Origin of the sequence: Rhizobium sp. 10PS4, from assembly GCF_032464805.1 — a bacterium.
GTDB classification, from domain to species: domain Bacteria; phylum Pseudomonadota; class Alphaproteobacteria; order Rhizobiales; family Rhizobiaceae; genus Rhizobium; species Rhizobium laguerreae.
In genome coordinates this window covers 128,736-143,416 of record NZ_JAWDIW010000013.1, presented here as the reverse complement: position 1 = coordinate 143,416, position 14,681 = coordinate 128,736, and the positions used below count along the sequence as shown (strand labels likewise).

The 14,681-nt window shown below is 59.2% G+C and carries 15 protein-coding genes; 6 read left to right on the top strand and 9 right to left on the bottom strand.

The annotated features are described in order from the left end of the window. Positions 1-6: 6 nt before the first annotated feature. Positions 7-444, bottom strand: coding sequence for a hypothetical protein (locus tag RWJ89_RS24325; protein WP_376774625.1), 438 nt, complete (start codon positions 442-444; stop codon positions 7-9). Between the two features lie 149 nt (positions 445-593). Between RWJ89_RS24325 and RWJ89_RS24320 the strand changes: the two genes are divergently transcribed. Next, on the top strand, positions 594-1,577 hold the full coding sequence (locus RWJ89_RS24320) for a phosphotransferase enzyme family protein (protein ID WP_316031577.1): 984 nt from the start codon (positions 594-596) through the stop codon (positions 1,575-1,577). A 367-nt stretch (positions 1,578-1,944) separates the two neighbouring features. Here RWJ89_RS24320 and RWJ89_RS24315 read toward each other — a convergent pair whose 3' ends face one another. Beyond that, a complete protein-coding gene (locus RWJ89_RS24315; RefSeq protein ID WP_132610365.1) occupies positions 1,945-2,679 on the bottom strand; it encodes an NADPH-dependent F420 reductase in 735 nt (244 codons plus the stop codon). A gap of 135 nt (positions 2,680-2,814) precedes the next feature. Here RWJ89_RS24315 and RWJ89_RS24310 point away from each other — a divergent pair, with 135 nt between their 5' ends. Further along, positions 2,815-3,198: a winged helix-turn-helix transcriptional regulator gene (locus tag RWJ89_RS24310; protein WP_077975771.1), complete on the top strand. Its 384-nt coding sequence runs from the start codon at positions 2,815-2,817 to the stop codon at positions 3,196-3,198. Positions 3,199-3,295: 97 nt separating this feature from the next. On the opposite strand, the gene RWJ89_RS24305 is transcribed toward RWJ89_RS24310, so the two are convergent. Then, entirely contained in the window at positions 3,296-3,940 is a 645-nt protein-coding gene (locus tag RWJ89_RS24305; RefSeq protein WP_132610363.1) for a TetR/AcrR family transcriptional regulator, read from the bottom strand. Between the two features lie 126 nt (positions 3,941-4,066). Between RWJ89_RS24305 and RWJ89_RS24300 the strand changes: the two genes are divergently transcribed. Next, the gene (locus RWJ89_RS24300) at positions 4,067-4,945 is read left to right on the top strand and encodes an SDR family oxidoreductase (RefSeq protein ID WP_316031576.1); all 879 of its coding nucleotides are present in this window, start codon (positions 4,067-4,069) and stop codon (positions 4,943-4,945) included. Positions 4,946-5,021: 76 nt separating this feature from the next. Here the strand turns inward: RWJ89_RS24300 and RWJ89_RS24295 are convergent, their stop codons facing one another. Together RWJ89_RS24295 and RWJ89_RS24290 are read right to left on the bottom strand one after the other, a co-directional pair. Next, on the bottom strand, positions 5,022-5,450 hold the full coding sequence (locus tag RWJ89_RS24295) for a GFA family protein (RefSeq protein WP_316031575.1): 429 nt from the start codon (positions 5,448-5,450) through the stop codon (positions 5,022-5,024). 19 nt (positions 5,451-5,469) lie between these two features. Continuing rightward, entirely contained in the window at positions 5,470-6,162 is a 693-nt protein-coding gene (locus RWJ89_RS24290; RefSeq protein WP_316031574.1) for a winged helix-turn-helix transcriptional regulator, read from the bottom strand. Positions 6,163-6,327: 165 nt separating this feature from the next. On the opposite strand from RWJ89_RS24290, the gene RWJ89_RS24285 reads away from it, so the two are divergent. Further along, positions 6,328-7,485: an acyl-CoA dehydrogenase family protein gene (locus RWJ89_RS24285; protein ID WP_316031573.1), complete on the top strand. Its 1,158-nt coding sequence runs from the start codon at positions 6,328-6,330 to the stop codon at positions 7,483-7,485. 266 nt (positions 7,486-7,751) lie between these two features. On the opposite strand, the gene RWJ89_RS24280 is transcribed toward RWJ89_RS24285, so the two are convergent. The 3 genes from RWJ89_RS24280 to RWJ89_RS24270 all read right to left on the bottom strand — a co-directional run bounded on the left by RWJ89_RS24280 (position 7,752) and on the right by RWJ89_RS24270 (position 12,392). After that, the gene (locus RWJ89_RS24280) at positions 7,752-8,861 is read right to left on the bottom strand and encodes a sulfite oxidase (protein WP_316031572.1); all 1,110 of its coding nucleotides are present in this window, start codon (positions 8,859-8,861) and stop codon (positions 7,752-7,754) included. A 324-nt stretch (positions 8,862-9,185) separates the two neighbouring features. Next, positions 9,186-11,075 carry an adenylate/guanylate cyclase domain-containing protein gene (locus tag RWJ89_RS24275; protein ID WP_316031571.1) on the bottom strand — a complete coding sequence of 630 codons (1,890 nt, stop codon included), beginning with the start codon at positions 11,073-11,075 and terminating at the stop codon, positions 9,186-9,188. A 429-nt stretch (positions 11,076-11,504) separates the two neighbouring features. After that, positions 11,505-12,392, bottom strand: coding sequence for a LysR substrate-binding domain-containing protein (locus tag RWJ89_RS24270; protein ID WP_316031570.1), 888 nt, complete (start codon positions 12,390-12,392; stop codon positions 11,505-11,507). 116 nt (positions 12,393-12,508) lie between these two features. Here RWJ89_RS24270 and RWJ89_RS24265 point away from each other — a divergent pair, with 116 nt between their 5' ends. Then, positions 12,509-13,213: an SDR family oxidoreductase gene (locus RWJ89_RS24265; RefSeq protein WP_316031569.1), complete on the top strand. Its 705-nt coding sequence runs from the start codon at positions 12,509-12,511 to the stop codon at positions 13,211-13,213. Between the two features lie 94 nt (positions 13,214-13,307). Then, complete coding sequence (locus RWJ89_RS24260; RefSeq protein WP_316031568.1) at positions 13,308-13,877, top strand: pyridoxamine 5'-phosphate oxidase family protein; 570 nt, start codon at positions 13,308-13,310, stop codon at positions 13,875-13,877. 110 nt (positions 13,878-13,987) lie between these two features. Here RWJ89_RS24260 and RWJ89_RS24255 read toward each other — a convergent pair whose 3' ends face one another. After that, positions 13,988-14,638: a pyridoxamine 5'-phosphate oxidase family protein gene (locus RWJ89_RS24255; RefSeq protein ID WP_131641573.1), complete on the bottom strand. Its 651-nt coding sequence runs from the start codon at positions 14,636-14,638 to the stop codon at positions 13,988-13,990. Between the last annotated feature and the right edge of the window lie 43 nt (positions 14,639-14,681).

Sequence of the window (14,681 nt, the reverse complement as noted above, 5' to 3'; positions counted from 1 at the left end):
GCGACTTTAGTTCTTGATCACATTGATGTTGACGGTGACGTCCTTGATGGTCCCCTCCCCGTAGGACACCCTCACCTTGTACATGTCACGTCCAGAATAGCCGCTGTTGGATGTATAGTATTCCGACACGCCGAGGGATTTCCTGGAATTGCATTTATTGCGGATGCCATCTTTGTAATTGGAATAAATATTCTCTTTGACGAATTCAACCGAGCCATGCGCCGGGGCTTCTACCAATTTTATATTGGCGATTGTTGCAGCCGTGCAGTCTTCATTCAAATTGTAGGACTGGCCCATCTTTGTCCGCTCTCCACTCAGAGCCCGACTGTGATCCGCAGAAATAGCGACACCGTTTTGAGTGGTGACACATCCAGACAGACCGAAAATGATGGAAAGGACAGAAATCGAAAGAGAGTTTTCTTTCAAAAATCGCGAAGCCTGCATTTTGTTTTTCATCTCTTGGTTTAGTAATAGCGCCATTCACCTTATCCAAACAGCAGCCTATTGCAATCGTAGGTGCCTGCGGCCGCCACCGCCTTCATGGTCTTTCACCGCGGAAGCAGCCTGCCAGCAAAGCCGATGGTACAGCGCCCATGCTCGACTTTAATCCGCTCTATTCGACCCCGCAGGTTGCGGCTATCGAACAGTTCATCAATCAGCATTATCCGCTTGCCGGGCCGGTTTCCTGCCGGATGCTGCAACGCGGCCTGAATGATGTGTATCTTGCCATTGCAAGCAACGGCGAGCGGTATGTGTTCCGGCTTTCCCATCGCCGCGCTCGTGGTCCGGCCGACGTCAAGACCGAAACGGCGTTCCTAACGCATCTTGCGCAATCGGGCGTTCCCGTCGCCGCACCCATCCCGACACGCGAGGGCAGCTTGTTCGTTCAGGGAGATGCGCCGGAGGGTCCGCGCCAGGCCGTGCTCTTCCGGGCGATCGAGGGCCGCAAGCCGGATGCGGCGGATGCCGGCGATGCGCGGGCCAACGGCAAGACCCTTGCTCTGATGCACAACGCCGCCGAGACATTCCAGCCGGACGGAGCGCTCTATCGGCTCGACCTCGAACACTTGCTGCATCGGCCGCTTGCCCGCATAGGCGATAGCGGCGTCGTGGAAGACGCCGAGGTCCGCAGCGACCTTGAAGACATCGCGGCGCGGACCGCACAGGCGATCGATGCCTTCGGCGATTTGACGTGGACTTATTGCCATGGTGACTGTCACGGCTCCAATGCGCGGATCAACGACGCCGGCGAAGCCGTGTTTTTCGACTTTGACGACAGCGGTCCGGGATACCTCGCTTACGACCTCTCGGTGTTTTTGTGGGCGCAAACATCCTTCGGCCGGAGGTCGACCGCCATGTGGGACGCCTTCGTCGATGCCTATCGGGCCGTCCGACCGATCACGCCTGATGACTTCGAAGCCGCCCATCGCTTCGTGATCGTCCGCCACATCTGGCTGATGGGTGAGTATGCCAGCCGAGCCCAGGAATGGGGAAGCGAGGCGGTCGGCTGGATTGCCAGGCAGGCGAATTTCCTCAAGACGTGGGAGACCGAGCGATGTGTCGATCGGCTGCTCTGAATTCAGCTCTGCTCGGCAGCCGGAGGATCGGCGGTGCGTCGGCGCAGTCGGCGATCGCTTCGACCTTCGCCCACTTGGCCTGGTGCAGATAATGGGACGCCCGAGAAGGTCGATATATGGGAACCTGTCGGGATATCAGCACTTAGGGGCCACCGGCCCCGTTGGCCATAAGCGGACTTTTTTGGTTATCGAAGGATAAGGTTGCTTTGCGCCGCTTGTCAGCCATGGATGCAGTATCTGCCCGAAAGCGGCCATCGCATTGATGTTTGAAGCCATGACATGTGTGCGCCGATATCGTTGGAAAAACTCGAGTCGCCATCGTGGCGTGAAATTAGTCCGAGGATACCAACCTTCATCTTCTTGTCGCTCACGCGGTCCCGGCGCGGTTTAGGGCTATGATGTCATCGTGAGTAAGGCTGCCGCCTTTTTCCATGAAGACCTTGATCAGGGCCTCGCGATTGTCCGCCGAGCGGTTCTGATCAGCTTTTTCGAGCGCCGTTTGCAGTTCGTCAGCAGTCAGTTCCGTGCAATAGGCAGGCGTGCCTGGCTGTTGTCGCCATGAGGTCGCGAGACCCCCGGCATCGAGAGCGGCGAAGCCCGTCGCCTCTACCAGTTGCATAACAATCGACTTCTTTTCGAGGTCATCACCCGCTACCGGAAGGGCGATGCGGCCGGGTTGCGACTTGTCTACGCCTTTTTCCGCGAGAGTCGCAGAAAGCACCGCATTCCAGGCTTTAATGATCGGTCGGTTGATCTGCTCGCTGACCCAGACCGCTTCCGGTTTGCCACCATCAACATCGGTGATCGCTCCGTCACGGAACGGATAGTAATTGGACGTGTCTACGACAACGACGTCCTCGGGAACATTTGCGAATAAATTGGCAAGATCGCGATGAGCCGAAAACGGGATGGAAAGGATCACAATGTCCACCCCCGTCACGGCATCTTCCTTGGTCGTTGCCGTCGCACCGACTTCCGCGGCGAGATCGCGGATGGATTCCGGACCCTTTGAGTTGGCAAGCTTGACCTCGTGATCTGCGGCCGCGAGCTTGCGTGCAAGTGTCGCGCCGATGTTCCCTGCGCCGACAATTCCGATGTTCATATCATTTCCTTGCTGCGAATATTGGATTCAACGCACGCCAACGGAAGCGTGACTTGTTGTGCTCCAAAGAATAGGATCAGCTACCGGGTACGGCAAGAACCGACTAAAAGGTGGGTAACCTACCCAGAGGTATGTATGGCAGTTGAACGAGACTGGCGCTGCGACGACCCGAAGCAGCGAATGGTATGGGCGGCGGCAACCCAGGATGCTCTGCGGGTCCTTGAAGGGAAGTGGAAGATCGTCATCATCTGCCAGCTCTTCGCCGCAAAGGGTCCGCTAAGATTCTCGGAACTCGAAAAGCGCGTCGAGGGCGTGAACCAGAAGATGCTGATCCAGCAACTCAAGGAGTTGGAGAAGGATGGTATCGTGACAAGAACCGTCTATCCACAGGTGCCGCCAAAGGTTGAATATGCACTGAGTGATATGGGGATCGCACTCGGTCCATCCATGGCGGAACTCATCGACTGGGCGTTCATGCGTCGTGATGCGCGTGCCGCAGCGTCGCAAGATCCGGCGTAAGCGACCAGAATATTTTGGTGACTGCCCGCTGTGCATCGCCAGATCAAAAGGAGCCGCTGCGTCGAGCCGCGCTGGCCGAGATCGTCTACCCCGCCGCTTAACGAAATTCAGGTTCAGGCGACGTGATCAACGCATCCTCAAGCAACACCCTGGCTGCATCGCGGTTTGCCTCCACTATGGCAGGATCGCGCGTCGATTGTGCGATCACCATCGCGCCCTGGAAGAGCGACAGAATCTGGATCACGGCTCTTTCGGGTTTGCTTAATGGCAAAGGCTCGATGAGTGACGCAACAAATCCATGTAAGCCCTTAAAATACGCGGCGATGGTTGCCTGCACGTCTGGGGAGTTAGCCTCCGGCCCGAACTCGGCCAGTCCTTTCACGAAGGGACAGCCGCGGAAGGAAGGCGCACGGAACGGTTCCTCTAACGCATCAAAGATGGCGAGGACGCGCTCCAGCGGCGACAGCCCGGCTCTTTCAGTCGAGGTTGCGAGCATCTGAAACCAGGTGTCCGTTTTGTAACGCAAATAGGTAGCGATCAGGTCTGCCTTTGATGGAAAGTGCTTGTAGAACGTCATCTTGGCCACGCCGCTTTCGGCAATGATGCGGTCTATCCCAACTGAGTGGATGCTGAACCGGTAAAACAGGTCCGACGCCGTCTTTAATATACGTTCTCGCGGGGCAAGGGCGTTGAGCGGCTGCCCCTCCACATCCACGAACTCAAGCATGCCGCGCGTTTCCATCCTTCGCCACCTCAGATTCTTCTTACACTGGTATACAGACTATTCTGTCAATTTAAAGATTGCAAATACATACAGGTCTGTCTATGAGGATGGAACGCCCCTTGGATTTCAGAGAAAGGACTTAAGATGAGCAGAAAAGTCATTGTTGTGACCGGCGCGAGCAGTGGTTTTGGGAAACTCACGGTATTGGAGCTTGCAAGGCGGGGTCATACGGTTGTTGCGACCATGCGAGACGTCGAAGGAAGAAATGCCAAGGTCCGGAGCGAGCTCATCGAGGCGGCGAAAGCTGAAGGGCATGTATTGCACGTCCTTGAAATGGATGTCGCCGACGAGGCATCGGTCAATTCCGCGATCGAGCAGGTCATCAGGCAGCACGGAAAAATCGATGCCCTGATCAACAACGCGGGAACGATGGCCGTCGGGGTCACGGAAGCCTATACGGTCGCGGACGTCGAACGGCAATTTGCGGTCAATTTCTTTGGCGCCCTACGGGCCGACCGCGCCGCACTACCGCACATGCGTGCCGCCGGCAGCGGACTTCTCGTCCATGTGACATCCCTGATGGGGCGCGTGGTTTTTCCGTTCTTCGGCGTTTATTCTGCGAGCAAGTTCGCGCTTGAGGCCCTTGCCGAAGCCTATCGGTACGAACTGAAGGGCTTTGGAATTGACTCCGTCATCGTCGAGCCAGGGCCATTCCCGAGCAACCTTATCTCGTCGAGCCCGGAGCCCTCCGATCAGACCGTGCTTGCATCCTATGGCGAGGTTGCGGCGATACCGGGTCAGATCAAGGCCCACGCCAACGACGGACACGACGAGGCCAATCCGCCACGGCCCCAACGTGTGGCCGATGCCATTGCGCAGTTGGTCGAGGCCACGGAACGGCGTCCATTGCGCACGGTCGTCATGCCTGAAGGCATGGATCTCGGTGTCCAGCGGTTGAACGAGGCCGTCAGCCCAATCCAGAACGACCTGCTCACTTCGCTCGGCATGTCGAGCATGATCTGACACTCTGCGGTTGGCGGGACCGTGTCCTACTGGTATGCAGCAAACCGTTGACGGGCAGGTGGTCCACATTTCGAGCCTAATCGGCTTCTTTCCGCGTTACGTGCCCTTCGTGCTGGGGCAATGCGTCGGTGATGGTGAACCAGGGCGCTTTCGAACCGACGAACATGTGGTCCGTCGGTGAAATTGACGGAGCATCGACCAGCGTCCCCATCGCGACGTGCACGAACCCTCCGTCAACGCGAGAAAACAGCAGCGAGCCGCATGTCTTGCAATGCTCATCGCTGAACTGGTCTTTTTCGAATGAGGAGATCTCGCTTTCACCCCGAACGATAGTCAGTTCGTTGCCATGGATGCGAGCGAATGCCTTGGACGCCGACCCCGTTGTGCGACGACAAGCTGCGCAATGACAGTTTGCTGCGAAGATGAACGCGTCTGTGACCCGATAGCAGACTGCTTTGCACAGGCAGGTGCCCAGTAACGGGCGCTTACGGTTGGTCTCGCTCATCTAGGTTCTCCGCACGTCGTCAAGCCCTCATCCGGGGGGTTTTGGCAAACACACTAAGACCGAGCCATTCCTGCATGTCGCGCGCGAGGACCCTGTCCCCGTCAAGTTTCAGCGTTTCTGCATCGGTTTCCCGACGTATGGTCGTGAGGCCCATCCAAATTGCGGTCATCGAACGGAGCGACCCTTCAACGAGAAGGTCTACATCATAGCCCGGATCGAAGTTGCAGAGATCGACTTTTCCGTTTTCGACCACAAGCCACCAGCTCTTTTGCGCGGCCGAAAGTTCCGGGTACAGAAACTGTATCGTACAACGGCGGGTCGGAAGTCTTCTTGTATCGAGGCTCCGCCGCATGTCCCACATGAGCAGAGAAGGGTCGAGATTCTTCAAGGAAAGTCGCGATTCCATCCACCGTTGAGCCCAATTTCCGAGACCTATGATCAGAGGTCTCAATTCTTCGCCCGCTGCCGTGAGTTGGTAATCGGTAATGCCGTTCGCACTCCTTGTCACCGTAATGACGCCCGATTGTTCCAGTTCTTTCAGTCGTTTTGATAGGAGTGCCGGAGACATTTTTGGTAGACCGCGACGCAACTCATTAAAGCGCGTCGATCCGCAAAGGAATTCGCGGACGACCAAGGTCGTCCACCGCGAGCAGAGGATTTCCGATGCCATTGATACTGGACAGAATTGCCCGTAGCCGTCACGCTCTATCATAAGGACCTCCACCGGTCTGGATCAGGCACAGTATTGCAAAACAATCGGTCCGCCAAATGCTCCTTGCCTGGCCATACGGCGGCGGCGTTCAGTACAGTTCGTGTACTAGCCGCAATTGTGAAACGAGCGCAGAGTCTCAATCCTCACGAGATAGGAGGCATTGATATGCTCGGGCTTACAGAACCAAAACAGAACCTTGCCGGCGGTCGGACCATTGTCGAACTAACCAATTCGGTCCTGCCCACCATCGCGCAACGCGCCGCATCGATCGACGAGAGCGACACCTTCGTCGGCGAGAATTACGCGCTTCTAAAGGAATCTGGACTCGTGCGGGCAGGCGTCCCAATCGAATTGGGCGGGCTGGGCGCGGAAGTGCCCGAACTTTCTGAGATGCTCAAATCCATTGCTCGAGCATGTGGGTCCACTGCGCTTGCCTTTTCCATGCATACCCATCAAGTCGCCATCCCCGCCTGGCGCTGGCGGCTTCAAAAGGTGGCCGCGGTGGAGCCGCTCCTGAGACGTGTTGCATCGGAGCAAATCATATTGCTCTCGAGCGGCGGATCGGACTGGATCGGCGGATCGGGCAAGGCCATGAAAGTTGATGGCGGATACCGGATCACCGCGCGTAAACGCTTCACTTCCGGCGCGGAGGCAGGAAACATCCTGATGACCGGTGCTGTTTATGAAGAACGGGACGGCGCGCGCTCCGTCATTCATTTCGGCGTTCCGATGGCATCGCCAGAGGTTTCGATAGAAGATACGTGGCGAACACTTGGAATGAGGGGAACCGGGTCAAACGATATCATCATCGAAAACCTCTTCGTGCCGGATGCGAGTGTCGCATTTTCCAGAAGCGCGGGGCAATGGCATCCAGTATTTCAAGTCATCGGCATGATCGCGTTTCCTCTGATCTACGCGGTCTATCTTGGCGTCGCCGAGAGCGCCCGCGACATCGCAGTCAAGATGGTCCGTAGCAAGGCCAACAGCGATCATGTGATCGGGTTGGTCGGGCGCATGGAAACGTCTCTGAGGGCCGCACAGATCGCACATCGCTGGATGTTAGAGGTAGTTGCTCGAAACGAACCGTCCGCGGAAACCGTCAACGAGGTTATGATCGGCCGTTCCTTGGTCGCACGGCACGCTATCGAGGTGACGGAGCTTGCAATGGAGGTCGCAGGCGGCGCGGCATTCTATCGAGAGAACGGGCTGGAGCGCTGCTTCCGTGACATACAGGGCGCTCGCTATCATCCGATGCAGCCCGGAGCCCAGGCGCAATACGCGGGTTCATTCGCGCTCGGACTTCCCACCGAGAAGATTTTCTAGCGCCTGGCGCAACGACGAACTCCGCGGAATCATAGGCTAGGTGGGTAGTTTGACGTCCAGAATTCGAATGGACGAGCCCCGCCAGCAGGGACGACAGAGCAACCTCTTGTGCGCTTTGGACCGATACGCGACCTCGACCACGGCAGCAATGCGCCCTCATAATGGTCATCGAGCCACCCGTCGCTGTTGCTGCAAAGCGGACATGACGCAGTGACAACGCGGCTCGCAGTTGCGCCAAAAGCCGCCATTCCGCCCCATGCGGGTGATTAGATCACGAATTCCTCCTCGTACGTCTTTGGCTCGGGAACGACCGTAACCTCCACCGGAACGATCCAATTGGCCGCGTAGCTCTCGCAGTCGGAACGCTGGAGGTCGGGCTGCACGCACCCCGCCCCATCGATCGCGCGACATCGCAGCATATATCGCCCCACTTTTTCAGGGGTCCACGTGTACTCCCACAAGCGCCATGCAAAGGGACGTTCTGTTTCGAGGAGCCTTCCCTCGCGCCAGCCCGTGCCATCTCCGGTGCAGATCTGCACCTGCCGGATAACAGCCTCTCCGCTCCAGGCGGCTCCGAAAATCCGGTACGGTTGGCCGGCGATGAGACGCGCCCCCTGCACGGGACGCGCGATCTGCGCTTTGACCTCCATCTCCGCAAGGGGGACCAGCCTGGGTTCCCCGAGGCTGCGCTCCCAACGGAAATAGTCGCGCGCCTGCCAGTAGCCAAGGAACGGTTGCTCCACAACCGTGATATGCGTGATCCACTTGACCCAAGCCATGCCGAACCAGCCACCCACGACCGCGCGTAGCGGGTAGCCGTGATCACGCGTCAACGGCTCCTCGTTCATCGAATAGGCAAGGATCGTGCTGTCAGCGATGGCCTTCTCAAGCGGTAAACTGCGCGCAAAAGCGATGGGGCCGGGCGAAGCCGTTTTCTTGTTCGTGTCGACGACGCCGCTGTCGGCGCCTGCGAGCAGAACCTCACGTGCGGTTGGCTTAACGCCTGCCATTTCCAAAATCTCGCGCAGAAGAACACCTGTCCACGCGGCATTGCCGACGGCTCCGTTCTGCCACTGCAACCCCTCCTTCGGCGGCTCATAATAGACACGCCCGTTCCCAGCACACTCGACGACGGCGGTGAAAGTCGTGCTCCGCATCGCCTTGATGCTGTCGAGGTCAAGTTCGATCGGCCGCTCCACCGCCCCGCCAACGCGCAATCTCCAGTCTCGCGCATCGAGGTCCGGCGACGGGAAATGGTTTCGCACGAAGAACAGCTCGGTTGGGATCAGCCAATCGGAGAGCGACGCAAACGGAAACTCGATGTTCTGTGGGGATTTCTGTCGAACTATTAGACTGGGTTGCTGTGGTGTCGGCATCGTCCTCGTCTCCCGTTTCAAGAGCACAACGTCGGCTCTCGGTCGCGCGAATTCCGGTACGATCACACCGCCCCTCGCAGTGCGTCTGTCGCATTCCGCCTTCGGGCCGCATGCTAGCACATACCGCACGTTCTCGGATCGACCTCGAACGGCAGCAAAGGGGCCGACAGCGGTCTTGACCGCTTTGCGCCCATTTCCAGACATACGTCTCGCCGATCGGAACGAGCGACGAGCGCCGCATCTGGGCTTTCGCGGTCGGTGAAACGAAGGTCGCGTCTCGGACCCTTCCAAGCGTTTGTCATCTGTGGCTGCTCGTCAACGCGATTACGGCGCAGCACACTCCGGCAGGCGCAACGGCTTCTTTAGCTTCGTGAGCTCTTCCGATTTGGCGCAATCAGGAAAGCCGACGAGTTGCATGGTTTCGATCAACCGCTGGCGCTCCGCTTCGTTGAATCCGGGAATATTGACAAATCCCTCGACGGTTAAATTGGGAAACCGCCTGAGTGCGTCCGTTACCGAGACCTTCGCCTCTTCAGTTCGGCCAAGAGCCGCAAGCGCGCCAGAACGCATAACCCAGTGTTTCCTTCCATAGTTTTCCGGCGTCAGGCGGTCCAGCATCCGCAGGGCATCCTCATACCGGCCCGCCATGAAATAGGCATGAGTGAAAATCCTGGCACTCCACATCGGGAAACCGGGGTTGAGACTGACCGCCTTGTCGACCAGTTCCGCGGTGCGCTCTGGCTCGCCGAAGGTCGAGGCCCCATCGATATAGAAAGCCAGAACTTCGAACTGGCCGGGAGCGAGGCGCAGCGCGGTATCGAACTCTGCCTTGGCGCGTTCGAATTCGCCTCTATCGCCTAAAGTCACGGCATAAACAGCATGCGCTTCGGCATCGCTCGGGTCGAGCTGGACGGCGCGCTCGGCAGCCTCGGCAGACAGAGCGCGGTTCTTGTCGGCTTCAACCCCAAAACCGATCAAAACACCATAGGAATGGCTAAGTTCGACCCAGGCGCGGGCAAGGCCGGGGTCCAGTTCGACCGCGCGGGTGAGCAGCCTGACGGCCTCTTCGACATCCGCCTGATTGACTTGCTCGAGTTTTTCGGTGCCGAGCAGATAAAGTTCGTAGGCGTTGAGATTCGCGGGTGGCTTTCGGTGGGCGGTGATGCGGCCTGCCTCCTGGACCAAACCTGCGCCGCCGCCGAGGCGGTTCGAAATCTGCTCGGAAATTTCAATCTGGATTGCGAACAAATTCTCGTCCGGCCGGTCCCAGCGCTGCGTCCAAAGATGTCTGCCCGTTTTGGCGTCGATGAGCTGCGCCGTAATTCTAACGCGGTCAGACTGACGCTGGATGGAACCCTCGACCACAAATCCCGCACCGAGCGCCTTACCCACCTCACTCGGCACGGCTGGTTTGTCCCGGTATTGTTCAGTCGAGTTACGGGCGATCACGTGGAATTCAGGAAACCCCGCCAGATCGGTGATGATGTCCTCAGTGAGGCCATCGGCGAGGCGTCCGGTCGCCTCGTCGCCGCCATAGTTGTCGAACGGCAGCACCGCTACCGACGGCTTGCCGCTTACTGTCGCGGTCGGCCAGAATTGCCAGACCGTCCCGGCCAAGACCAGAATGAGGACTGGCACGGCTGCTGCTGCCCAAACCCAGCGCGGAGGCGATGACCGCCCTGGTCGGCGTGGGGCTTGTCCCTCAAGGAGGACGCGGAAGGCCTGTACCGGTTCGGCGATATTCTTCACCTTCTGCTCGCCCATCGGCTCGAAACCGAAAGCCAGCTTCTTCTCAACCTCCCTGGCGACCTTTCCCGAGACACAGATGCCGCCAGAGTCTGCCAACTGCTGAAGCCTGGCCGCGACGTTGACGCCCTCGCCATACCGGTCCTCGCCCTCAACGATCACCTCGCCGAGATTGATCCCGATCCTGACCCTGATCCGCTGGTCCTCGGGAACGGCGGCATTCCGTTCCGCCAGCCCGCGCTGCAGCGAGACGGCGCATTCCACCGCGTCCACCACACTGCCAAATTCGGCGAGCATCCCGTCGCCCATCAGCTTGAAAATCTGGCCGTGATGGCGAGCAATATCCGGCTCAAACAGTTCCTTGCGTCCCGCACGAAGGCGCTCGAATGTACCAGCCTCATCGCGCTCCATCAGCGCAGAATAGCCCACGACATCAGCAGCGAGGATGGCGGAAAGCTTGCGGTCCATTGGTTCGGCCTCACCCGCCCTATTATAGGACTGGTCGCACCTAAATGAAACGACCGACCTCAACAGCGCTTCAGGGGAACCCGCGTTTCATCCAACACTTCCACTGAACGCCGCAGGCAGTCCCTCGGTGTGAAATGCCCATGTGAGCCCGATTGTTCGTGTGCCTACCGCAGCAATGTGAGGACCGGCGTCGAACGCAGCCCCACTGTCCGGTGTGGGCGGCGAAGCGGCGCATGACCTAGCTTTAGACTAAGTCCATTTCCGCAAGTTTCGCGATATTCGAATTTGCCTCCCGTTATGTCATTGCGGGTTTTTATAATTTATAAAACGCCGTCCGATTTGGCCAAACCTGACCTTGGCGGCAAGAACTGCTCCTGGGCGCAAGCCTGCCGCAGCTGGTTCATTCCTCGAGCGATGGCTTTCCAGCCGTCAGGCCTGGACTTGCGAGCGCAGCCACTCCTGAAGCTTTTCGACCGCTTCGGACTTCCGATATCGCGGCTTCACCAGATAGAAGTGCGACCGGATTTTGAGGGCGCCGTCGAAGACCTGCCTCAGCCTGCCCGCCTCGATGTCGGTCGAGACGAAAGCGCGGGTCGCCACAGCGATGCCCTGTCCGGCGATGGCAGCTTCGATCGCGTGCGATGTCTGCGAGAAGCTGATGCCCCGAAACAGCGAGGGATCGCCGCCGCCGAGGAAGCGATCGATATATTCCGGCCAGGAATTATGGACATCGTGAAGCAGCGTATAGTGCGAGAGTTCTTCCGCGTTCTTGGGCTCGGCTCCCTCGGCGACGAGGCTCGGATTGCAGATGGCAATGATCTCCTGCTCGAACAGCAGTTCGGCGGCAAGGCCGGGACCGAAGGGAGGGCTGCCATAGCGGACGGCGAGATCGACGCCGTCTGCCTGGAAGCTGGAAATGCGGTCCGTCGCCAGGATGTGGAGATCGAGATCGGGATGCCTCGAGGTGAAATCAGGAAGACGCGGGATCAGCCATCTCGAGGCGAAGGTCGGTGTCGTGCTGACCACCAGTTTGACCGGCTGAGGCTTCAGGTTCGCCGTTGCGTTTGCGAGCAGTTCGAAGGCGCGCCTGACGTCGGCGACGTAGCTTCTCCCCTCGCCCGTCAACGCCAACGACTTCGGCAGGCGCTCGAACAATGTCACCCCGAGTTCCGCCTCAAGCCCTCGCACGTGCTGGGCGACGGCTCCCTGGGTGACGCCGAGCTCTTCGGCCGCGAGCCGGAAGTTCAGATGACGCGCCGCCACGTCGAAGGCCTTGAGGCCGTTGAGGGATGGAAGATTGCCGATCAGCATGGCCATTCGATAGTTTTTCTACTGGGACATGTCACGAAAACTGGTTCGTTCCCGCTCGAAGCCCATGCTATTCCATGGATCAACGCCCGGCAATGGGTGCAAATCGAGCAGGGAGAGCGACGATGGCAGTAGAAAAGATAGCGATCATCACGGCTGGCGGCAGTGGCATGGGTGCGGAGGCCGCGAGGCGGCTGGCGGCCGATGGCTTCAAGATCGCCATCCTGTCCTCGTCAGGCAAGGGCGAGGCGCTTGCCACCGAACTCGGCGGCATCGGCGTCACCGGCTCGAACCAGTCCAACGACCACCTCAAGCGCCTGGTCGACGCATGCATGGAAAAGTGGGGTCGGATCAACGTCCTTGTCAACAGTGCCGGCCACGGCCCGCGCGCGCCGATCACCGAGGTCACCGACGAACAGTGGCATACCGGCCTCGACGTCTATCTGATGAACGTCATCCGGTCGGTTCGGCTGGTCACGCCGATCATGCAGGCGCAGAAGTCGGGCGCAATCGTCAATATCTCCACTGCCTGGGTGTCCGAACCGTCGGCGATGTTCCCGACCTCGGCCGTCTTCCGCGCCGGGCTTGCCGCCTACACCAAGATTTACGCCGATACCTATGCGGGCGACGGCATCCGCATCAACAATGTGCTGCCAGGCTGGATCGACAGCCTGCCGCCGACGGACAAGCGCCGCGACAGCGTGCCGATGAAGCGCTACGGCACCAGCGCCGAAGTGGCCGCGACGATTTCCTTCCTCGTTTCCGAAGGGGCGGGCTATATCACCGGCCAGAGCCTCAGGATCGACGGCGGCCTTACCCGGTCCGTCTAACAGGATCGCTCTCAACGCCAAGGAGAACAGCGATGTGCTTCAACTGGAACGTCAAGGCCGGCGAGATAAAGAACGTTGAGCCGGAGGCGGTACAGTGACCCTCGCCGAGGTCGATGTATCGGCCTGGGCCGAGCTGGAGGGTGCTGCCGCCGATCCGCAGTCGGCCTTCCGCTACCTGAACCTCTGTTCGGTCGACGCCTACGGCCGGCCCCAAGCCCGCATGGTGGTGCTGCGGCGCGTGGATGTGGCGCGACGCGTCCTGGAAATCCATACAGATGTCAGAAGCCCGAAATGGCAGGAAATATCGGCCAACCCTTTGGTCACCATCCTCGGCTTTGGCCCGCAGCCGAAAGTGCAGCTTCGCCTTCAGGGATCGGCCGAACTCAATGGACCAGCAAGCGAACGCGCGGCCGTGGCCTGGGGCCTGCTGCCGCGATCGACGCGCAGCACCTATATGGGCGGGCCGCCGGGCGACGATATCGGCGAGCGGCCGGCAAACGAGGCAGTGATCGCAGACGCCGATGGACGGGCTTTCTTCGGGGTGCTGATCTTCCGGGCCGAGACGCTGGACTGGTTCCAGCTGTGCCACGCCGACAACCGACGCGCAGTCTTTGCCTACGACCATCTGGGCGCGCTGACCTCCTCCCGCTGGGTCAATCCCTGAACGCCTGATGACTTCGAAACCGCCCATCGTTTTGTGATCGTCCGCCACATCTGGCTGAGGCTACCCTTCTTGGAGCGTCGCCATCGCCCGCTTCTGCCGGCGCCGGGCAGCTAGTAAAGTGTCCTTCGGTAGGCTTGCTCCAGGTCTTCGTCCATCTTTCGCATTTCATCCCCGTCCCTCGGCGCCCCTGTCGTCTCATCCAGAATGATCTTTATCAGCGAGGGCATCTCCGTGCGGTCCTGGAAATGATCCGGGCTCCACAGGCGGGACCGTCTGAACGCCTTGGCGCAATGCATGAAGACTTCGCTGACGTTGACGATGATCGCGAGTTTCGGGAGACGATCGGCAACGCTCATGCTCGTCAGCAGTTGAGGATCATTGGTCAGACTTGCCCGCCCGTTGACGCGCAATGTGTCGTCGAAACCGGGGATAAGAAACAAGAGCCCGACATTCGGGTTGGCGATGATGTTGCTTAACGTATCAAGACGATTGTTGCCGGGTCGATCCGGGATCGCCAGGGTGCGCTCGTCAAGAACCTTGACGAACCCCGGAGGGTCGCCGCGAGGACTGACGTCAGCCTTTCCCTCCGAACTTTGCGTGCCGATGCAGAAGAATGGCGAGCGCCGAATGAATTCCTGCGCGTGCTCGCCAAGCGAATTCTGACACTTCACGATTGCCAGAGCATGGGTCGGCTCGAACAGCGCCCGAAGCGACTGCTCATCGGCGATGGCAAAATCTGGATTGAGTTTTAAGTCCGTCATGATCCCCTCCCGAAATCCCTCTCATCGCATGGCCGAACTGCAG